At 59.8% G+C, this 19921-nt stretch carries 22 protein-coding genes; 17 read left to right on the plus strand and 5 right to left on the minus strand.

Annotated elements, in window-relative coordinates; translation table 11 throughout:
* The 7 genes from ccoO (KHO07_RS18920) (at nucleotide 1) to ccoP (KHO07_RS18950) (ending at nucleotide 5465) form a co-directional block, all read left to right on the plus strand.
* Entirely contained in the window at nucleotides 1–609 is a 609-nt protein-coding gene (gene ccoO, locus KHO07_RS18920; protein WP_150733270.1) for a cytochrome-c oxidase, cbb3-type subunit II, read from the plus strand.
* 3 nt (nucleotides 610–612) lie between these two features.
* On the plus strand, nucleotides 613–810 hold the full coding sequence (locus tag KHO07_RS18925) for a cbb3-type cytochrome c oxidase subunit 3 (protein ID WP_150733269.1): 198 nt from the start codon (nucleotides 613–615) through the stop codon (nucleotides 808–810).
* Entirely contained in the window at nucleotides 807–1760 is a 954-nt protein-coding gene (ccoP, locus tag KHO07_RS18930) for a cytochrome-c oxidase, cbb3-type subunit III (RefSeq protein WP_150733268.1), read from the plus strand. Before KHO07_RS18925 ends, ccoP (KHO07_RS18930) begins: the two co-directional genes overlap by 4 nt.
* 483 nt (nucleotides 1761–2243) lie before the next feature.
* Entirely contained in the window at nucleotides 2244–3686 is a 1443-nt protein-coding gene (gene ccoN, locus KHO07_RS18935; RefSeq protein ID WP_150733267.1) for a cytochrome-c oxidase, cbb3-type subunit I, read from the plus strand.
* Nucleotides 3686–4294: a cytochrome-c oxidase, cbb3-type subunit II gene (gene ccoO / locus KHO07_RS18940; RefSeq protein ID WP_007905434.1), complete on the plus strand. Its 609-nt coding sequence runs from the start codon at nucleotides 3686–3688 to the stop codon at nucleotides 4292–4294. Before ccoN ends, ccoO (KHO07_RS18940) begins: the two co-directional genes overlap by 1 nt.
* A gap of 5 nt (nucleotides 4295–4299) precedes the next feature.
* Nucleotides 4300–4485, plus strand: a complete 186-nt coding sequence (locus tag KHO07_RS18945; protein WP_003175465.1) for a CcoQ/FixQ family Cbb3-type cytochrome c oxidase assembly chaperone — start codon at nucleotides 4300–4302, stop codon at nucleotides 4483–4485.
* On the plus strand, nucleotides 4482–5465 hold the full coding sequence (gene ccoP, locus KHO07_RS18950; protein ID WP_075946020.1) for a cytochrome-c oxidase, cbb3-type subunit III: 984 nt from the start codon (nucleotides 4482–4484) through the stop codon (nucleotides 5463–5465). The genes KHO07_RS18945 and ccoP (KHO07_RS18950) overlap by 4 nt, the downstream gene beginning before the upstream one ends.
* A gap of 70 nt (nucleotides 5466–5535) precedes the next feature.
* On the opposite strand, the gene KHO07_RS18955 is transcribed toward ccoP (KHO07_RS18950), so the two are convergent.
* Nucleotides 5536–6558 carry a metallophosphoesterase gene (locus KHO07_RS18955; RefSeq protein WP_212625197.1) on the minus strand — a complete coding sequence of 341 codons (1023 nt, stop codon included), beginning with the start codon at nucleotides 6556–6558 and terminating at the stop codon, nucleotides 5536–5538.
* A gap of 238 nt (nucleotides 6559–6796) precedes the next feature.
* On the opposite strand from KHO07_RS18955, the gene KHO07_RS18960 reads away from it, so the two are divergent.
* The 10 genes from KHO07_RS18960 to KHO07_RS19005 all read left to right on the plus strand — a co-directional run bounded on the left by KHO07_RS18960 (nucleotide 6797) and on the right by KHO07_RS19005 (nucleotide 16150).
* Nucleotides 6797–7051: a type II toxin-antitoxin system Phd/YefM family antitoxin gene (locus KHO07_RS18960; protein WP_034148014.1), complete on the plus strand. Its 255-nt coding sequence runs from the start codon at nucleotides 6797–6799 to the stop codon at nucleotides 7049–7051.
* Nucleotides 7051–7461, plus strand: coding sequence for a type II toxin-antitoxin system VapC family toxin (locus tag KHO07_RS18965; RefSeq protein WP_212625198.1), 411 nt, complete (start codon nucleotides 7051–7053; stop codon nucleotides 7459–7461). The genes KHO07_RS18960 and KHO07_RS18965 overlap by 1 nt, the downstream gene beginning before the upstream one ends.
* Before the next feature lie 203 nt (nucleotides 7462–7664).
* Nucleotides 7665–9080, plus strand: coding sequence for a cytochrome c oxidase accessory protein CcoG (gene ccoG / locus KHO07_RS18970; RefSeq protein WP_150733264.1), 1416 nt, complete (start codon nucleotides 7665–7667; stop codon nucleotides 9078–9080).
* Between the two features lie 11 nt (nucleotides 9081–9091).
* Nucleotides 9092–9631, plus strand: a complete 540-nt coding sequence (locus KHO07_RS18975) for a FixH family protein (protein ID WP_150733263.1) — start codon at nucleotides 9092–9094, stop codon at nucleotides 9629–9631.
* A gap of 174 nt (nucleotides 9632–9805) precedes the next feature.
* Nucleotides 9806–12256, plus strand: coding sequence for a heavy metal translocating P-type ATPase (locus tag KHO07_RS18980; RefSeq protein WP_212625199.1), 2451 nt, complete (start codon nucleotides 9806–9808; stop codon nucleotides 12254–12256).
* A 22-nt stretch (nucleotides 12257–12278) separates the two neighbouring features.
* Entirely contained in the window at nucleotides 12279–12497 is a 219-nt protein-coding gene (gene ccoS / locus KHO07_RS18985) for a cbb3-type cytochrome oxidase assembly protein CcoS (RefSeq protein WP_212625200.1), read from the plus strand.
* Nucleotides 12490–13173, plus strand: a complete 684-nt coding sequence (locus KHO07_RS18990) for a sulfite exporter TauE/SafE family protein (RefSeq protein WP_150733260.1) — start codon at nucleotides 12490–12492, stop codon at nucleotides 13171–13173. The genes ccoS and KHO07_RS18990 overlap by 8 nt, the downstream gene beginning before the upstream one ends.
* A gap of 140 nt (nucleotides 13174–13313) precedes the next feature.
* Nucleotides 13314–14696 (plus strand): oxygen-independent coproporphyrinogen III oxidase, encoded by a 1383-nt coding sequence (gene hemN / locus KHO07_RS18995; RefSeq protein WP_212627660.1) that lies wholly within the window; start codon nucleotides 13314–13316, stop codon nucleotides 14694–14696.
* 92 nt (nucleotides 14697–14788) lie between these two features.
* The gene (fnr, locus tag KHO07_RS19000) at nucleotides 14789–15523 is read left to right on the plus strand and encodes a fumarate/nitrate reduction transcriptional regulator Fnr (protein ID WP_150733259.1); all 735 of its coding nucleotides are present in this window, start codon (nucleotides 14789–14791) and stop codon (nucleotides 15521–15523) included.
* A 78-nt stretch (nucleotides 15524–15601) separates the two neighbouring features.
* Nucleotides 15602–16150 (plus strand): adenine phosphoribosyltransferase, encoded by a 549-nt coding sequence (locus KHO07_RS19005; protein WP_150733258.1) that lies wholly within the window; start codon nucleotides 15602–15604, stop codon nucleotides 16148–16150.
* A 136-nt stretch (nucleotides 16151–16286) separates the two neighbouring features.
* On the opposite strand, the gene KHO07_RS19010 is transcribed toward KHO07_RS19005, so the two are convergent.
* The 4 genes from KHO07_RS19010 to KHO07_RS19025 form a co-directional block, all read right to left on the minus strand.
* Nucleotides 16287–17435, minus strand: coding sequence for an acyl-CoA dehydrogenase family protein (locus tag KHO07_RS19010; RefSeq protein ID WP_212625201.1), 1149 nt, complete (start codon nucleotides 17433–17435; stop codon nucleotides 16287–16289).
* A 181-nt stretch (nucleotides 17436–17616) separates the two neighbouring features.
* Nucleotides 17617–18219: a recombination mediator RecR gene (gene recR / locus KHO07_RS19015; protein WP_150701074.1), complete on the minus strand. Its 603-nt coding sequence runs from the start codon at nucleotides 18217–18219 to the stop codon at nucleotides 17617–17619.
* A 75-nt stretch (nucleotides 18220–18294) separates the two neighbouring features.
* Complete coding sequence (locus KHO07_RS19020; RefSeq protein ID WP_150733256.1) at nucleotides 18295–19332, minus strand: NADP-dependent oxidoreductase; 1038 nt, start codon at nucleotides 19330–19332, stop codon at nucleotides 18295–18297.
* Between the two features lie 188 nt (nucleotides 19333–19520).
* A complete protein-coding gene (locus KHO07_RS19025) occupies nucleotides 19521–19859 on the minus strand; it encodes a YbaB/EbfC family nucleoid-associated protein (RefSeq protein WP_056856987.1) in 339 nt (112 codons plus the stop codon).
* Between the last annotated feature and the right edge of the window lie 62 nt (nucleotides 19860–19921).

A 19921-nucleotide genomic window follows, 5' to 3' on the forward strand; every position in this document is an offset into this window, starting at 1 on the left:
ATGAAACACGAAACAATCGAGAAAAACGTCGGCCTGCTGATGCTGTTGATGGTGCTCGCCGTGAGCATCGGCGGCCTGACCCAGATCGTCCCGCTGTTCTTCCAGGACGTGACCAATAAACCGGTGGAAGGCATGAAGCCCTACACCGCGCTGCAACTGGAAGGTCGCGACGTCTACATCCGCGAAGGCTGCGTCGGCTGCCATTCGCAGATGATCCGCCCGTTTCGCGCCGAGACCGAGCGCTACGGCCACTACTCGGTGGCCGGTGAGAGCGTCTGGGATCACCCGTTCCTCTGGGGTTCGAAACGCACCGGGCCGGACCTGGCAAGGGTCGGCGCGCGTTACTCGGATGACTGGCACCGCGCGCACTTGTACAACCCGCGTAACGTCGTACCGGAATCGAAGATGCCCGCCTACCCGTGGCTGGTGGCCAACGCGCTGGACAGCAGCCACACCGAAACCAAGCTCAAGACCCTGCGCACCCTCGGCGTGCCGTACACCGACGAAGACATCAGTGGGGCCGTCGCGTCGCTCAAGGGCAAGAGCGAAATGGACGCACTGGTCGCCTACCTGCAAGTGCTCGGCACTGCGATCAAGAGCAAGAGGTGAGGCATGGTCATTGAAATGAGTACTGGAATGATCCGCGGCCTCGGCACGGTCGTGGTGTTCGTGGCCTTCGTCGGCCTGACCCTGTGGGTGTTCAGCGCCAAGCGCAGCCCGGAGTTCGCCGAAGCGCGCTTGCTGCCATTCGCCGATGAGCCGCAATCCGACATCACTGAAGCACCTGTCACAAGGAGTACCCGGTCATGACCACTTTCTGGAGTACGTGGATCTGCGTACTGACCATCGGCAGCCTGATCGGCCTGACCTGGCTATTGATCGGCACCCGCAAGGGCGAAACCAAGGGCAGTGTCGACCAGACCATGGGCCACAGCTTCGACGGCATCGAGGAGTACGACAATCCGTTGCCGCAATGGTGGTTCATGCTGTTCGCCGGCACGCTGGTGTTTGCCGTCGGTTACCTGATTCTTTATCCGGGCCTGGGCAACTGGAAAGGCATCCTGCCCGGTTACGAAAATGGCTGGACCGGCGTGCACGAGTGGGAAAAGGAGATGGACAAGGCCGACGCGAAGTTCGGGCCGATCTTCGCCAAATTCGCGGCAATGCCGGTGGAAGAAGTGGCCAAGGACCCGCAAGCGCTGAAAATGGGCGGTCGCTTGTTCGCTTCAAACTGCTCGGTGTGCCACGGCTCGGATGCCAAGGGTGCGTTCGGTTTCCCCAACCTGGCAGACAGCAACTGGCGCTGGGGCGGCAACGCCGACACCATCAAGACCACCATCATGGGCGGTCGCATGGCGGCCATGCCGGCCTGGGGTGAAATATTGGGTGAGGCCGGCGTGAAAAACGTCGCAGCTTATGTACGCCATGAACTGGCCGGCCTGCCATTGCCCGCCGACAGCAAGGCCGATTTGCAAGCCGGACAACAGGCGTTCAGCAGCACTTGCGTAGCCTGTCACGGGGCAAACGGCCAGGGCACCGAAGCCATGGGCGCGCCGAACCTGACGCACCCGGCCGGCTTCATCTACGGCACCAGCCTGACCCAACTTGAACAGACGATTCGTCATGGTCGCCAGGGCCATATGCCTGCGCAAAACGAATTGCTGGGCAACGACAAAGTGCAGCTGCTGGCCGCTTATGTGTACAGCCTGTCCCACGGTTTGAATACCGAGCGCTTACAGGCTGAAGACAACCGCGAATAAATCTCGACCGCTCTGCTGCCGCATTCTTCGCAATGCGGCAGTTCCCTTCTTCTTTGCGACCCATTGTCGCACCCTCCTTCAGTCTTCCTTTCGGATCCCCGGATTCGGGTCTAAGCTTCCCCCGATGCGGACTGGCCAGTGCCGGTTCCAGGTCGACCCTGAAACGACGTGTTCGACGAATCGGCTGACTGACAGGCCGCAAAGGCTGGTAGATACCGGCTGTCGCGCCAATTGCCTGCGGTCACCCAAACGTTGCGTTTGAACACACCCCGTTACACCCGACCTGACCCCCTCGCCTGATCTCTTCGCCGGGACGATTTGTCCATGGTTAATTTTGCCCTTACGCGGCGCATGGAAAGGCCGCAGAATCAGCTTTTGAAAGCATTGACCCAGGTCATGGCGCGTTGCAATGACCCCCTGCTTTCTCCATACTTGCGGCCGATTTTCAATCCTAATAAAACACCCAAACCGTGGAACCTTAGAATGAGCACAGCAATCAGTCCGACTGCTTATAACTATAAGGTAGTCCGCCAGTTCGCCATCATGACGGTGGTCTGGGGGATCCTTGGCATGGGGCTCGGTGTCTTCATCGCCTCGCAACTGGTTTGGCCGGAGTTGAACTTCGGTCTGCCGTGGACGAGCTTTGGACGCTTGCGCCCGTTGCACACAAACCTGGTGATTTTCGCCTTCGGTGGATGTGCACTGTTTGCCACTTCTTATTACGTCGTGCAGCGAACCTGCCAAACGCGACTGATTTCCGACAGCCTCGCGGCCTTCACCTTCTGGGGATGGCAAGCGGTGATTGTCGGCGCCATCGTTACCTTGCCGCTGGGTTACACCACCACCAAGGAATACGCTGAGCTGGAATGGCCCCTGGCTATTCTGCTGGCCATCGTCTGGGTCACCTACGGTCTGGTGTTCTTCGGCACCATCGTCAAGCGCAAGACCAAGCACATTTATGTGGGTAACTGGTTCTACGGCGCGTTCATCGTCGTGACCGCGATGCTGCACATCGTCAACCATGCGTCCCTGCCGGTCAGCTTCTTCAAGTCCTACTCGGCCTACTCGGGCGCGACGGATGCGATGATCCAGTGGTGGTACGGCCACAACGCCGTGGGCTTCTTCCTGACCACCGGCTTCCTGGGGATGATGTACTACTTCGTGCCGAAACAGGCCGAGCGTCCGATCTACTCCTATCGCCTGTCGATCGTGCACTTCTGGGCGTTGATCACCCTGTACATCTGGGCCGGTCCGCACCACCTGCATTACACCGCCCTGCCGGACTGGGCTCAGTCCCTGGGCATGGCGATGTCGATCATCCTGCTGGCTCCGAGCTGGGGCGGCATGATCAACGGCATGATGACCCTGTCGGGCGCCTGGCATAAGCTGCGCACCGACCCGATCCTGCGCTTCCTGGTCGTTTCCCTGGCGTTCTACGGCATGTCGACCTTCGAAGGTCCGATGATGGCGATCAAGACTGTGAACTCGCTGTCGCACTACACCGACTGGACCATCGGCCACGTACACGCCGGTGCCTTGGGTTGGGTAGCGATGATCTCGATCGGCGCGATCTACCACATGATCCCGAAACTGTTCGGTCGTGCGCAGATGCACAGCACCGCCCTGATCAACACGCATTTCTGGCTCGCAACCATCGGTACCGTTCTGTACATCGCTTCGATGTGGGTCAACGGCATCACCCAGGGTCTGATGTGGCGTGCAATCAACGATGACGGCACCCTCACCTACTCGTTCGTAGAAGCGCTGCAAGCCAGCCACCCTGGCTTCATCGTTCGTGCATTGGGCGGTGCGTTCTTCGCCACCGGCATGCTGTTCATGGCCTACAACGTATTCCGTACCGTACGCGCCTCGAACCCGGCCGAAGCTGAAGCCGCCGAACAGATTGCTGTAGTTGGAGCTCACTGATGAAGCATGAAGCAGTCGAGAAGAATATTGGCCTGCTGGCCTTCTTCATGGTTATCGCCGTCAGTGTCGGCGGCCTGACCCAGATCGTTCCGCTGTTTTTCCAGGATGTCACCAACAAGCCGGTCGAGGGCATGAAGCCCCGCACCGCCCTTGAACTGGAAGGCCGGGACGTTTACATCGCCAACGGTTGTGTCGGCTGCCACTCGCAGATGATCCGCCCGTTCCGTGCTGAAACCGAACGTTACGGCCACTACTCGGTTGCCGGTGAAAGCGTCTGGGACCACCCGTTCCTGTGGGGTTCCAAGCGTACCGGTCCAGACCTGGCCCGCGTCGGCGGTCGTTACTCCGATGACTGGCAGCGTGCGCACTTGTACAACCCGCGCAACGTAGTGCCTGAGTCGAAAATGCCGGCCTACCCGTTCCTCGTGGAAAACAAGCTCGACGGCAAAGACACCGCCAAGAAAATGGAAGTCTTGCGCACGCTCGGCGTCCCTTACACCGACGAAGACATCGCCGGTGCCAAGGATGCTGTGAAGGGCAAAACCGAAATGGACGCGCTGGTGGCCTATCTGCAAGGCCTGGGCACCATCATCAAAAGCAAACGGTGATCTAAATGGATATCGGGATGATTCGTGGCCTGGGCACCGTCGTTGTGATGGTGGCCTTCATCGGTCTGGCGTTGTGGGTATTCAGCCCCAAGCGCAAGTCGGAGTTTGAAGACGCGACCTTGCTGCCTTTTGCGGATGATCCCGAAGCCATCAAGCACGTCGAGCAAGCTTCTAGGAGTAACAAAGAATGACTACATTCTGGAGTCTGTACGTCACAGTCCTCAGTCTCGGTACGATCTTTTCCCTGACCTGGCTGCTGCTGTCGACCCGCAAGGGCCAGCGCACCGAGTCCACCGAAGAGACGGTCGGGCACTCCTTCGACGGTATCGAGGAGTACGACAACCCGCTGCCGAAATGGTGGTTCATGCTGTTCGTGGGCACCATCATTTTCGCCTTGGGCTATCTGGTGCTGTACCCGGGCCTGGGCAACTGGAAAGGCCTGCTGCCAGGTTACAACTACCTGGATAACGAGAAGCAGACTGCGTTCGCCAACGGCCAGACCGGCTGGACCGGCGTTCACGAGTGGGAAAAGGAAATGGCCAAGTCGGATGCCAAGTTCGGCCCGATCTTCGCCAAGTTCGCTTCCATGCCAATCGAAGAAGTGGCCAAGGACCCGCAAGCCCTGAAGATGGGTGGCCGTCTGTTTGCCTCCAACTGCTCGGTTTGCCACGGTTCCGACGCCAAGGGCGCTTATGGCTTCCCTAACCTGACCGACGCCGACTGGCGCTGGGGCGGCGAGCCGGAAACCATCAAGACCACCATCATGGGCGGCCGTCACGCGGTCATGCCAGCGTGGGCTGAAGTGATTGGCGAGCAAGGCGTGGCCGACGTGGCAGCGTTTGTCCTGACCAGCCTCGACGGCCGCAAGCTGCCGGAAGGCGCCAAGGCAGACCCGGTTGCCGGGCAGAAGCTGTTCGCCGCCAACTGCGCGGTTTGCCACGGTCCGGAAGGCAAAGGCACCCCGGCCATGGGCGCACCGAACCTGACTCACCCGGGCGCATTCATCTACGGTTCGAGCTTTGCTCAACTGCAGCAGACCATCCGCTACGGCCGTCAGGGCCAGATGCCTGCGCAAGAGCAAATGCAGGGCAACGACAAGGTTCACCTGCTGGCCGCTTACGTCTACAGCCTCTCTCACGGTGAGAAAGCTCCGGCGGCGGACGCCCAGTAAGGCAAACGCTTGATGTGATAGAAAAGACCCCGTCATTCGACGGGGTCTTTTTTTGTGTGGCAAACGCGCGTTACCGAACAGGGATGATGGCGATTTCTTTACGGCTCGGCCAATTGTTGCCGTTGACCTGATGCACCTTCAGCGATTGACGATCCGGCGCAACATCGACAATCAGATAAGTCTGGTTGGACGCACCGCCACTGAGAAACACGGGGACGTCGCCAAAGTAGTCTTCTCGGTTCCAGCCGAAATACCTCCCAGGATCATTGTGCAAATGCCCGGCGAACACCGCGGTGACTTTGTAGCGCTCAATCATCGCTTTGAAACGCGCTATCTGTTGGTCACTCCCCTTCCACCGATCGGGCTTGTGCATATTTAGAATGATTATTCTGCCCGCACTGCGTGCACGCTGCAGATCGCGTTCCAGCCAATCCAGCGCGTCAGTAACCTCATACCTGACCCTGTTCAATGGAAAACCGGAAGAGAAACCGACGGAGTAAGTGGGTTCATTGTTTAACTGAGTCAGATGAATGTCACCCACTACCCTGGAGTAAGCAAGACTGCCGTAAAACACTTTGCTCCCACCCTCTTCCCGCGCGGCAAGATCAAAACTTGATACTTTCCCCCAGTAGCGCTCTCTTAAATCAAGAATGCTTCCAGCCGCACAGTTGTTTTCGGGAAACTGGCAGTCATTCACGTTATTTTCGTAGTCATGATTACCCAAGCCATAATCGTAATCCTCCCCCAGTTTCTTCTCCAACAAGGTTTTAACCGTGGAGCGCTGGTGACCATGCCCGAAAGCGGTCATGTCGCCATTTATCATGACGGGAATCGCTGCGGCTACAGGACTGAAGTTCCTTCTGAAATTGGCCACGTCCGAGTACTGGGTTTCAATCAGCCATTGCGAACGCCGTTCTTTCTCCGAGGTGGACTCCTCCCAGCCATGATCTGAGCTTTCCGTCCACGGGTACTGTGGATCCGAAGTAAAAATCAGATACCGCGGAAAATAATCATCTTGCGCCGAACAGGCACTACAAGTAACAACCCATAACAAGGCACACACTATCACCTTAAATCTTTTATCAAGAAACATAGAAATCCATATTCATTAGTTTTAAATTCCTTGAGAACAAACAAGTTCACGCCAACAACTTACGATATGAATTAATCCAAAACAAAGGTTTGGATTAATAGCTTCGATAATGGATGTTTCCTAAAAAGCCCGGTCAGCCCGTAATGACCGGTGGTCGAGTGCGCTCACCACGATATTGCGAGATACCGATACAGGTAGTAACGTTGCTACATATAGGTTTTCAGGAGGGCCCAACATGATGGCCATCACCACCATTTCCAGCCGTGAATTCAACCAGGACACAAGTGGTGCCAAAAAAGCCACGCGTCAGGGGCCGGTTTTCATCACCGACCGAGGCAAACCGGCCCATGTGCTGCTAAGCATTGAGGAGTACCAAAAACTCACGGGCACCAACGCCGACATCGTCGAGCTCCTGGTCATGCCGGAAGCGGCAGACATCGAGTTCGAAACCGAGCGCGCCGTGATCACTCATCGCCCTGTGGATTTGTCTTGATGTACCTACTCGACACCAACGTGATTTCCGAGCTCCGCAAACCCCAGGCAGACGCGAACGTCGTCGCCTGGGCCAAAAGCATCATCGCTCCACGCATGTTCATTTCAGCCATTACCTTGAAGGAACTGGAGACGGGAGTGCTGCGCATGGAGCGCCGCGACCCCGTCCAGGGCAAAGTGTTGCGCACCTGGCTCAAGCGTCACGTCCTTCCGGCGTTCGATGCCCGTATCCTGCCGATCGACGCTGCCGTGGCCCTTCGCTGTGCCGGCTTGCATGTTCCGGATCGCGCCAATGAAGCCGATGCATTGATTGCAGCGACCGCACTGGTTCATGGCTTGACGGTCGTCACCCGCAACGTCGGCGATTTTCAAGCCAGTGGCGTGCCGCTGATTAACCCATGGGCCGATTGAGCGTCCACCTCACAAAAGCGTCCATAATTCACATGTCAATTGATTCAAGTCATTACACCATCGTTTAATTTCTCCCAACGTGACCAAAGGTCGCACCCTTGGGCTAGAGCGACAGGCGTATCATTGCGCCACTGCAATGCCCCTTTTGACCTCGTTTGGCACGTACTGACCGAGGCATTTTTCCACTGCCGTGGGATGCAATGATGAGCAACCAGATTCCGGTACATGACGTCACTCCACCCGCCAAGAACGCGAACAACAGCGTCGACCTCTACGCCTCTCGAGAAAAGATCTACACCCGCGCTTTCACCGGCCTGTTCCGCAACCTGCGGATGGCAGGCGGTGCCGCGCTATTTCTGTTGTATTTCGGCACGGTCTGGCTGAACTGGGGTGGTCATCAGGCCGTCTGGTGGAACCTGCCCGAACGCAAATTCTTCATATTCGGCGCCACCTTCTGGCCTCAGGACTTCATCCTGCTGTCCGGCATGTTGATCATCGCCGCGTTCGGCCTGTTCTTTATCACGGTGTATGCCGGTCGGGTCTGGTGCGGCTACACCTGCCCGCAAAGCGTGTGGACCTGGATCTTCATGTGGTGTGAGAAGGTCACCGAGGGCGACCGCAACCAACGCATCAAACTGGACAAGGCGCCCATGAGCGCCAACAAGTTCCTGCGCAAATTCAGCAAACACACGATGTGGCTGCTGATTGGCTTTGTGACCGGCATGACCTTCGTCGGCTACTTCTCGCCGATCCGCGAACTGGTGATCGAGTTTTTCACTGGCGAAGCCGATGGCTGGTCGTACTTCTGGGTCGGCTTCTTCACCCTCGCCACCTACGGCAACGCCGGCTGGCTGCGTGAGCAAGTCTGCATCTACATGTGCCCGTACGCGCGGTTCCAGAGCGTCATGTTCGACAAGGACACCCTGATCGTTTCCTACGACCCGCGCCGTGGCGAAGGTCGCGGTCCGCGCAAGAAAGGTATCGACTACAAGGCCCAGGGCCTGGGTGACTGCATCGACTGCACCATGTGCGTCCAGGTTTGCCCGACCGGCATCGACATCCGCGACGGCCTGCAAATCGAATGCATCGGTTGCGCCGCGTGCATCGATGCCTGCGACGCCATCATGGACAAAATGGAATACCCGCGCGGCCTGATCAGCTACACCACCGAACACAACCTGTCCGGGCAGAAAACCCATAAACTGCGTCCTCGCCTGATCGGCTATGCCGTGGTGCTGCTGGCGATGATCAGTTTGCTGGTGACCGCGTTCTTCATGCGCTCGCTGGTGGGTTTCGACGTCAGCAAGGACCGCGTGCTGTACCGCGAGAACGCCGAAGGCCGGATCGAAAACGTCTACAGCCTGAAGATCATGAACAAAGATCAGCGCGACCACACTTATGTGCTTGAAGCCACCGGCCTGCCGGATCTCAAGCTGCAAGGCCGACGCGAGATCAAGGTCGCGGCCGGCGACATCATCAGCCAGCCGGCCGAGTTGTCCGTGGCACCGGAACACCTGCCATCGAGCACCAACGAGGTGAAATTCATCCTCAAGGATGCCGATGACGCCAGTATTCAAGTTGAAGCCAAGAGCCGATTCATCGGCCCACAAATTCGTTGAGAGAAGTGATCATGCCCGCAGCAACTGCCGCAAGTCCCTGGTACAAGCACCTTTGGCCGTGGATCATCATCGGGATTCTGGCCTGCTCGGTGACCCTGACCCTGTCCATGGTGACCATCGCGGTGAACAACCCGGACAACCTGGTCAACGACAACTATTACGAAGCCGGCAAAGGCATCAACCGCTCCCTCGACCGCGAATTGTTGGCGCAAACCCTGCTGTTGCGCGCCAGCGTGCACCTGGATGACGTGACCGGCGAAGTCGACCTGCGCTTGAGCGGCAACAGCCAGCCCAAGACCCTGGAGCTGAACCTGATCTCGCCAACCCAGCCGGAAAAAGACCGCAAGATCGTCCTCACCCGCAGCGAAAGCGAACAAGGCCGCTACATCGGCCAGTTGAGCGACAAGATCGACGGTCGCCGGTTTGTCGAATTACTGGGTACTCAGGACGACCATATCTGGCGCATGTTCGAAGAAGAACTGGTCAGCCATGACAAGGACCTGCTGCTCGGTGATGAACCCCTGCAGGGCGCGGAAGACTTGAAGAAGTAATTACCTGCGAATGCGATCAAATGTGGCGAGGGAGCTTGCTCCCGCTGGGGTGCGAAGCCCCCCTGAAATCTGCAACTCGGTTCCTTCAGGTACAGCGAGTCCGCAGCACGACGACTGCTTCGCAGCCGAGCGGGAGCAAGCTCCCTCGCCACAAAGGCTTTCATGGCTACAGAAATGACCACTCCACTCCCCTGCTACCACTGCGCGCTCCCCGTCCCGGCCGGCAGCCGCTTCACCGCCGTCGTGCTCGGGCAATCCCGCGAATTCTGCTGCCCGGGTTGCCAGGCCGTGGCCGAGGCGATCGTCGCCGGCGGGCTGGAAAGCTACTACCAGCATCGCAGCGAAGCCTCGGCCAACCCCGAAGCCTTGCCAGTGCAATTGGTGGACGAACTGGCGTTGTATGACCGTGCCGATGTGCAGCGACCCTTCGTGCGCCATGAAGGCGAACTCGCCGAAACCACATTGCTGATGGAAGGCATCAGCTGCGCTGCCTGCGGCTGGCTGATCGAGAAACACCTGCGCACATTGCCGGGCGTGGAAGAAGCCCGTCTGAACCTGTCCAACCATCGCCTGCACGTGCGCTGGGCCGACGCACAATTGCCGCTGAGCAAACTACTCAGCGAGCTGCGCCACATCGGCTACGTCGCCCATCCTTATCAGGCCGACCGTGCCAGCGAGCAACTGGCCAGTGAGAATCGCCTGGCCCTGCGCCAACTCGGCGTTGCAGGGCTACTGTGGTTTCAGGCGATGATGGCAACCATGGCCACCTGGCCTGAATTCAACATCGACCTCAGCCCCGAACTGCACACGATCCTGCGCTGGGTCGCGCTGTTTCTCACCACTCCCATCGTCTTCTACAGCTGCGCGCCATTCTTCAAAGGTGCCATGCGCGACCTGCGCACCCGCCATCTGACCATGGACGTATCCGTGTCGCTGGCGATTGGCAGCGCCTACATTGCCGGGATCTGGACCTCGATCACCGGCGTCGGGGAACTGTATTTCGACGCGGTCGGCATGTTTGCGCTGTTCCTGCTGGCTGGACGCTATCTTGAGCGTCGCGCCCGCGAACGCACGGCCGCTGCCACCGCGCAACTGGTCAACTTGCTGCCTGCCTCTTGTCTGCGGCTAAGCGCCGACGGCCAGAGCGAGCGGATCCTGCTGAGTGAACTGCGGGTGGGCGATCACGTGCTGGTGCACCCGGGCGCGGTCCTCCCGGCGGATGGCAAGATCCTCGATGGCCAATCGAGTATCGACGAGTCGCTATTGACCGGCGAATACCTCCCACAGGCGCGTATCCCGGGCGATACGGTGACTGCGGGCACCCTCAACGTTGAAGGCGCGCTGACCGTCGAAGTCCAGGCGCTCGGCCAGGACACCCGACTCTCGGCTATCGTCCGCCTGCTCGATCGTGCCCAAGCGGAAAAACCGCGTCTGGCGGAGATTGCCGACCGCGCCGCTCAATGGTTCCTGTTGCTGTCGCTGATCGCTGCGGCCGCCATCGGCTTGCTGTGGTGGGAGCTGGATTCGTCGCGGGCGTTCTGGATTGTGCTGGCAATGCTGGTGGCGACCTGCCCTTGCGCGCTCTCTCTGGCCACGCCAACCGCCCTCACCGCCGCGACCGGAACCCTGCACAAACTCGGCTTACTGCTGACGCGCGGCCATGTGCTGGAAGGCTTGAACCAGATCGACACGGTGATTTTCGACAAGACTGGCACGCTCACCGAAGGGCGTCTGGCGCTGCGCTTGATTCGCCCGCTCGGCGACCTCACTGGCGACCAGTGCCTCGCGCTGGCCGCCGCGCTGGAAAACCGCTCCGAACACCCGATCGCCCGTGCCTTTGGCCGCGCACCGTTGGCGGCTGAAGAAGTACACAGCACGCCGGGGCTTGGCCTGGAAGGTGTGGTTGGCGATCAACGCTTGCGTATCGGTCACCCCGGTTTTGTCTGCGAGCTCAGCGGCGCTGAGGTGCCCGTGATGCCAGACGAAGCCGGCCAATGGTTATTGCTCGGCAACAGCCACGGGCCGTTGGCCTGGTTTGTCCTCGATGACCGCCTGCGCGCTGATGCCGCCGCGTTGCTCCGGGCCTGCAAGGCCCGCGGCTGGCATACCTTGCTGCTGTCCGGCGACAGCTCGCCGATGGTTGCCAGCGTGGCTGCCGAACTCGGCATCGATGAAGCCCGGGGCGGCTTGCGTCCGGACGACAAACTGCAAGTGCTGCAACAGTTGCACAAAGAAGGACGTAAAGTGCTGATGCTCGGCGACGGCGTCAACGACGTACCGGTGCTGGCAGCGGCAGACATCAGCGTCGCCATGGGCTCGGCCACCGACCTGGCGAAAACCAGCGCCGACGCGGTGCTGCTGTCCAACCGTCTCGATGCGTTGGTGCAAGCTTTCAGCCTGGCGCGGCGCACCCGTCGGGTAATCATCGAGAACCTGTTGTGGGCCGGGTTGTACAATGGCCTCATGTTGCCGTTCGCCGCCCTCGGCTGGATCACTCCGGTGTGGGCCGCCGTCGGCATGTCGATCAGTTCGTTGACCGTGGTGCTCAATGCGCTCCGCCTCACCCGCCTGCCGGGTGTGCAAAGTGCCAGCGCCACGCCAGAAACCCGCCCGCTGCCGGCCTGAGCCGCGCGGGCATGGAGTCCAGATGCCAGCTCTCTACGTGATGATCCCGGCCGCCCTGCTGATCGTGGCCATCGCTGTCTACATTTTCTTCTGGGCGGTCGACAGCGGTCAGTACGACGACCTCGACGGCCCGGCCCACAGCATCCTGTTCGATGACCAGGACCCGAACCACACCGCGGCCGTCGACGAAGCCAGCGGCCAAACGGCCAAACCCGACGACAAGGCCCCGCCCCATGCTTGAATTGGCGCCACTGCTGGTGTCTGCGCTGATTCTCGGTCTGCTCGGTGGCGGTCATTGCCTGGGCATGTGCGGCGGTTTGATGGGCGCATTGACCCTGGCGATCCCCAAGGAACAACGCAGTCGGCGCTTTCGCCTGCTGCTGGCTTACAACCTTGGGCGAATTCTCAGCTACGCCACCGCAGGACTGTTGATCGGCCTGGCTGGCTGGGCGGTGGCCAACAGTCCGGCGGCGATGTTCATGCGCGTGCTCGCCGGGCTGCTGCTGATTGCGATGGGCTTGTACCTGGCTGGCTGGTGGAGTGGCCTGACGCGTATCGAAAGCCTCGGGCGCGGCCTCTGGCGGCATATCCAGCCGGTTGCCAACAAACTGCTGCCGGTGTCGAGCCTGCCCCGAGCGCTGTTGCTGGGCGCGCTCTGGGGCTGGTTGCCCTGCGGCCTGGTTTACAGCACCTTGCTGTGGTCGGCCAGCCAGGGCAATGCGCTGGACAGTGCGCTGCTGATGCTGGCGTTCGGGTTGGGAACCTGGCCGGTTTTACTCGCCACGGGATTAGCCGCCGAGCGGGTGACCGCAGTACTGCGTAAACGCAGCGTGCGCATGGCGGGCGGGATGCTGGTGATGCTGTTCGGTATCTGGACGCTGCCAGGGCCACATCAGCATTGGTTGATGGGCCACTGAACTGTGGCGAGGGAGCAAGCTCCCTCGCCACAACAACCGATCACGATCACCTTTTACCCTTGACGCAAATCAAGATGCCCCGCCGCCCCGCCCCCTAGACTGGCCGACACAGCCAGCCAATCCGGGGGAACGCCCGCATGATGCTCGACGCCATTCGTTGGGACACCGATCTGATCCGCCGTTATGACCTGGCGGGACCCCGCTACACCTCCTATCCGACCGCCGTGCAATTCAACAGCCAGATCGGCACGTTAGACCTGTTCCATGCCCTGCGCGACAGCCGCAAGGCGCTACGCCCGTTGTCGCTGTATGTGCACGTACCGTTCTGCGCGAACATTTGCTACTACTGCGCCTGCAACAAGGTCATCACCAAGGATCGCGGGCGGGCCCTGCCTTACTTGCAGCGCCTGGAACAGGAAATCGCGTTGATCGCCTGTCACCTCGACCCCGCGCAAAAAGTCGAGCAACTGCACTTCGGTGGCGGCACCCCAACCTTTCTCAGCCACGACGAACTGCGCCAGTTGATGGCGCACTTGCGCAAACACTTCAATTTGCTGGACGACGATTCGGGCGACTACGGCATCGAAATCGATCCGCGCGAGGCCGATTGGTCGACCATGGGCCTGCTGCGCGAACTGGGCTTCAATCGGGTCAGCATCGGCCTGCAAGACCTCGACCCCGCCGTGCAGCGCGCGGTCAATCGCCTGCAAAGCCTGGAGGAAACCCGTGCGGTAATCGACGCTGCGCGGACCCTGCAGTTTCGCTCGATCAACATCGACCTGATCTACGGCTTGCCGAAACAAACCCCGGAAAACTTCGCCCGTACCGTCGAAGAAGTCATCCGCCTGCAACCGGACCGGCTCTCGGTGTTCAACTACGCGCACCTGCCGGAACGCTTCATGCCGCAGCGGCGGATCAACAGCGACGAACTTCCGACGCCAGCGCAAAAACTGGAAATGCTGCAACGCACCATCGAACAACTGACCGCCGCCGGTTACCGCTATATCGGCATGGACCACTTCGCCCTGCCCGACGATGAACTGGCGATTGCCCAGGAAGAGTCGACTCTGCAGCGTAATTTCCAGGGCTACACCACCCACGGCCATTGCGATTTGATCGGCTTGGGCGTGTCGGCCATCAGCCAGATCGGCGACCTGTACTGCCAAAACAGCAGCGACCTGAATCAATACCAGAACGCCTTGGCCTCCACGCAACTGGCCACCAGTCGTGGCCTGCTGTGCAACGCCGACGATCGTCTGCGTCGAGCCGTGATTCAGCAGCTGATCTGCAATTTCAGCCTGGAATTCGCTGCGATCGAACGAGCGTTCAACATTGATTTTCAGGGTTATTTCGGTGAGCTCTGGCCACAGCTGCAAGCCATGGCCGAGGACGGGTTAATCGAACTCGACAGCGACAGGATCAACGTATTGCCCGCCGGGCGCTTGCTGGTGCGCTCGGTGTGCATGGTGTTCGATGCGTACCTGGAACAACACGGTCGTCAGCGGTTTTCCAGAGTGATCTGACCGCTGTGACAAAACCGCCACGCACTGGCCTCAATGTCCTTGGGTGAGTTACCCTTACGTCTTATGTGTGTTTTCCCACAAGGATTGAAGAAATGTCCGAGCCAGTAAAAATGCGTGCTCATAACCAGGCCCATTGCAAGGATTGCAGCCTGGCCCCGCTGTGCCTGCCGCTTTCGCTGAATCTGGAAGATATGGATGCATTGGACGAAATCGTCAAACGTGGGCGCCCACTGAAAAAGGGTGAGTACCTGTTCCGCCAGGGCGATACGTTCGACTCGGTCTACGCGGTACGCTCCGGCGCGCTCAAGACCTTCAACCTCAGCGATGCCGGCGAAGAACAACTCACCGGTTTCCACTTGCCGAGCGAACTGGTTGGCCTGTCGGGCATGGACACCGAAAAACACCCGGTGTCGGCACAGGCGCTGGAAACCACTTCTGTGTGCGAGATTCCCTTCGAGCGTCTCGACGAACTGGCCCTGCAACTGCCGCAACTGCGCCGTCAATTGATGCGCGTGATGAGTCGCGAGATCCGCGACGATCAACAAATGATGCTGTTGCTGTCGAAAAAAACCGCCGACGAGCGCATCGCCACGTTCCTCGTCAACCTGTCGGCACGTTTCCGCGCCCGGGGCTTCTCGGCCAACCAGTTCCGTCTGAGCATGTCGCGCAACGAAATCGGCAACTACCTGGGCCTGGCGGTGGAAACCGTGTCACGGGTGTTCACGCGCTTCCAGCAGAACGAACTGATCGCCGCCGAGGGTAAGGAAATCCGCATCCTCGACCCGATCCAGCTCTGTGCTCTGGCCGGCGGCTCACTGGAAAGCTGAAACAAGCCGTTGCGGCTGAGCGAAACGGTTCAGCCGCCGTTATACTGCGTCGTTTGCAGCCTGCCAGGACAACCGACGATGGTCTTCGACTCCTTCGACATCAAATCCCTCATCCGCCCCGTGATCGACTTTCCCAAGCCGGGCGTGATCTTTCGTGACATCACCCCGCTGTTCCAGTCGCCCACGGCGCTTCGCCTGGTAATGGACAGTTTCGCCCACCGTTACGTCGAGGCCGACTTCACTCACATTGGCGCGATGGATGCCCGTGGATTCCTGATCGGTTCGGTGCTGGCCTATCAGTTGAACAAGCCACTGGTGCTGTTCCGCAAGCAAGGCAAGCTGCCGGCCGACGTGTTGGCCGAGGGTTACGCGACCGAATACGGCGAAGCGTTCCTCGAAGTGCACGCCGACAGCTTGTGCGAAGGCGACTCGGTGGTGATGTTCGATGACCTGATCGCCACTGGCGGTACGTTGATCGCTGCAGCGAATCTGATTCGGCGCATGGGTGCGCGGGTGCACGAAGCGGCGGCGATCATTGATTTGCCGGAGCTGGCTGGTTCGCAGCGCCTGCAAGATATGGGGATCCCGACGTTCTGCCTGACGCAATTTGCGCTGACTGACAAGTAAGCGGCACCTTCACTGACGCCATCGCTGGCAAGCCAGCTCCCACAGGGTTCTTTGTCATGCACTGGATGGGTGTACGACGCAGATCTCTGTAGGAGCTGGCTTGCCAGCGATGGCGTCAGTCGTTACACCGCAAGCCTCATAGCCCCATCTGCTTGCTGATAATCTCGTTCATCACTTCCCGCGTCCCCCCGCCGATCGACAGAATCCGGTTATCCCGATACAACCGTTCCACCAGACTTTCGCGCATATACCCCAGCCCGCCCAGAATCTGCACCGCATCGGTAGTGATTCGGTCCGCCGTGTCGGTGGCAAAGTTCTTGGCCATGGAAATCTCCTTGATCACGCTCTGCCCCGCCGCCATTTTTGCCGCCTGGCGATAAGTGAACTCCCGTGACACCTCAAGTTGCGTAGCCATCTCGGCGAGTCGGTGCTTGATCACCTGGAATTTGCCGATCGGTTTGCCAAAAGCCTCTCGCGCCCGTGCCCATTTCAGGCTTTCCTCGAGCGCCATTTGTGCGGTCATGTTGGCCATCAGGGCTAACGCCAGGCGTTCGCTCTGGAAGTTGCCCATGATGCAGGCGAAGCCCATATTCTCTGCGCCGATCAAGTTGCCTACAGGAATGCGGCAATCATCGAAGAACAACTCAGCCGTGTCCGACGCCCACCAACCCATTTTCTTCAGCTGCCGCCCCACGGTGAAACCGGGTGTGCCCTTCTCGATCAACAACAGGCTGATGCCGGCAAAACCCGACGCACCGGTGCGCACGGCAACGGTGTAGTAATCGGCACGGACGCCGCTGGTGATGAAGGTTTTGCTGCCGCTGACCCGGTAAACATCCCCCTCACGCACGGCACGGGTTTGCAGGTTGGCGACGTCGGAACCGCCGCCGGGCTCTGTGATGGCCAGGGCACAGATCTTTTCCCCGGCCAGCACCTGCGGCACCACTCGGTCACGAATTTCCGGCCTGGCCCACTTCAGTATCGGTGGCAAGCCGATGTCCAGCGAGCCGAGCCCCGCCACAAGTCCGCCCGAGCCACAGCGCATCAGTTCTTCGCTGGCGGCGACCTTGGCGAACAGATCGCCCTCGTGGCTGCCACCGTAGCGCTCCGGGTAGCCGATGCCGAGAATCCCGGCCGTGCCGGCCTTCACGTAGAGCTCACGGGGAAAGCTTTCGGCTTCTTCCCACTGGTCGATATCCGGAAGAATCTCGCGTTCAACGAAACGTCTGACGCTGTCGCGGACCATTTGGTGGCTGGGGTCGAAGTATTCCTGAAAGGCAGACATCGGCGAACTCCACTGAGGGGTTCAGCGAAGTTAACCGAGCGCTTGCTTGGTTTTCAACAGGATTGTGTGAATCTGGAGGACCGAGGTGCCAGCATTGCCAGCAAGCCGGCTCCTACAGGTTCAGCGTAACTCCTGTGGGAGCGGGCTTGCTCGCGATGGCGTCAACTCAGACGACACAAAATTACAAGCTGATCGGCTTACGCCCCGCAAACGAATGCGCCAGCGTTCCGCCATCCACCAACTCCAGCTCGCCTCCCAACGGTACGCCGTGGGCGATACGCGAGGCGATCAGGCCTTTGCTGCTGAGCAACTGTGCGATGTAGTGAGCCGTGGCCTCGCCTTCCACCGTTGGGTTGGTCGCAAGAATGACTTCGGTAAAGCTGCCCGCCTCTTCGATCCGCGCCATCAATTGCGGGATGCCGATGGCTTCCGGCCCCAGGCCATCAAGGGGCGACAGATGCCCCTTGAGTACGAAGTAGCGGCCACGGAAACCGGTCTGCTCCACAGCGTAGACATCCATCGGCCCTTCCACGACGCACAGCAGCGTGTCATCGCGGCGGGTATCGGCGCATTGCGGGCAGAGATCGTCTTCGGTCAGCGTGCGGCACAAACGGCAGTGACCGACCCCTTCCATGGCCTGGCTCAAGGCCAGCGCCAGTCGCGAGCCGCCGCTGCGATCACGCTCGAGCAACTGCAACGCCATGCGCTGGGCGGTTTTCTGACCCACACCTGGCAAAATTCGCAGGGCGTCGATCAGTTGGCGAATCAAAGGGCTGAAGCTCATGAGGAAAAAGTCCGACAAAACAACGAGACGCGGTTTATACCCGCGCCTCCGTTTAGCGTCAAATTACGTCGCCATTTACTCGCTCTGCGCGACGCGCACCACCAGTTTGCCGAAGTTACGCCCTTCCAGCAGACCGATGAACGCTTGCGGTGCGTTCTCCAGGCCATCGACCACGTCTTCACGGAATTTCACCTTGCCATCACGCACCCACGGCGCCATCGCACTGATGAATTCCGGCTGGCGATCACCGTAGTCATCGAACACGATAAAACCCTGAATCCGCACACGCTTGGTCAGCAGCGTGCGTTGCAACAGCGGCAAGCGATCCGGCCCGCTGGGCGCTTCGCTGGCGTTGTATGAGGCAATCAGGCCGCACAACGGAATTCGCGCCTTGGGATTGAGCAACGGCACCACGGCGTCGAATACCTTGCCGCCGACGTTTTCGTAGTAGATATCGATGCCTTTGGGGCAGGCCTGGGCCAACTCGTCGGCGAAACTCGCACTCTTGTGGTCGACGCAGGCATCGAAGCCCAACTCTTCCACCACGTAGCGACATTTGTCCGCACCGCCCGCCACGCCGACCACACGCAGGCCCTTGATCTTCGCCACTTGGCCGACCACCGAACCCACCGCGCCAGAGGCCGCCGCGACCACCAGGGTTTCACCGGATGCCGGCTGGCCGATATCCATCAAGCCCATATAGGCCGTCATACCCGGCATGCCCAGTACGCCCAAGGCCATGGATGGACTCGGCAAACCTTTAGGGACCGGAATTATGCCGCGACCGTCGTTGATGCTGTGGCTTTGCCAACCCGTAACACCGACCACCAGGTCGCCTTCCTGAAACTTGGGGTTGAGCGAACGCTCGACACGGCTGACAGCGCCACCGGTCATCACGTCGCCGATTTCTACCGGAGCGGCGTAGGACGGAGCATCGCTCATGCGCCCGCGCATGTACGGGTCCAGCGACAGATAGAGGGTCTTGAGCAGCACCTGACCGTCGGCAAGATCGGGCAGTGCGACCCGCTCCAGACGGAAATTTTCCGGCGTCGGCGCGCCTACCGGACGTGAAACCAGGACGATGCGTTGGTTGAGGGTCATGGGGTCGGACATGTCAGCGTCTCCTTTCATCGATGAGGTGGGTGATATAGGGAGCAGACCTTTGTGGCGGTGGTGGGTTCGATGATTCAGCAGTTGTACCGAGTCGACGCCATCAGACAGCCTGTACCAACAGCCACAAATAAAAATGCCAGGCGCGATGCCTGGCATTTTTTGTAGCTCATCTGCTGCCCAAAGGCGAATCAGAACGGCAGTTTCATGCCCGGCGGCAGTTGCATGCCTGCGGTCATGCCGGACATTTTGTCCTGGCTGTTGGCTTCGATCTTGCGCACGGCGTCGTTGACGGCGGCGGCGAACACGGCCTCCAGCATCTCGCGATCGTCTTCACTCAGGCCTTCGACCATGCTTGGGTCGATGGTCACGCGCTTGACGTCATGACGACCGGTCATCACTACGGTGACCATATCGCCACCGGCTTTACCGGTGACTTCGGCGTTGGCCAGTTCTTCCTGCATCTTGGCCATTTTTTCCTGCATCTGCTGCGCCTGCTTCATCAGGCCGGCCATGCCACCTTTCATCATGGGAATCACCTCAAAAGTACTTGGATTAAAACAGCGTCCGGCCCTGACGGCCGAACGCCCTC

Origin of the sequence: Pseudomonas sp. PP3 (assembly GCF_905336995.1) — a bacterium.
GTDB classification, from domain to species: Bacteria; Pseudomonadota; Gammaproteobacteria; order Pseudomonadales; family Pseudomonadaceae; genus Aquipseudomonas; species Aquipseudomonas reinekei.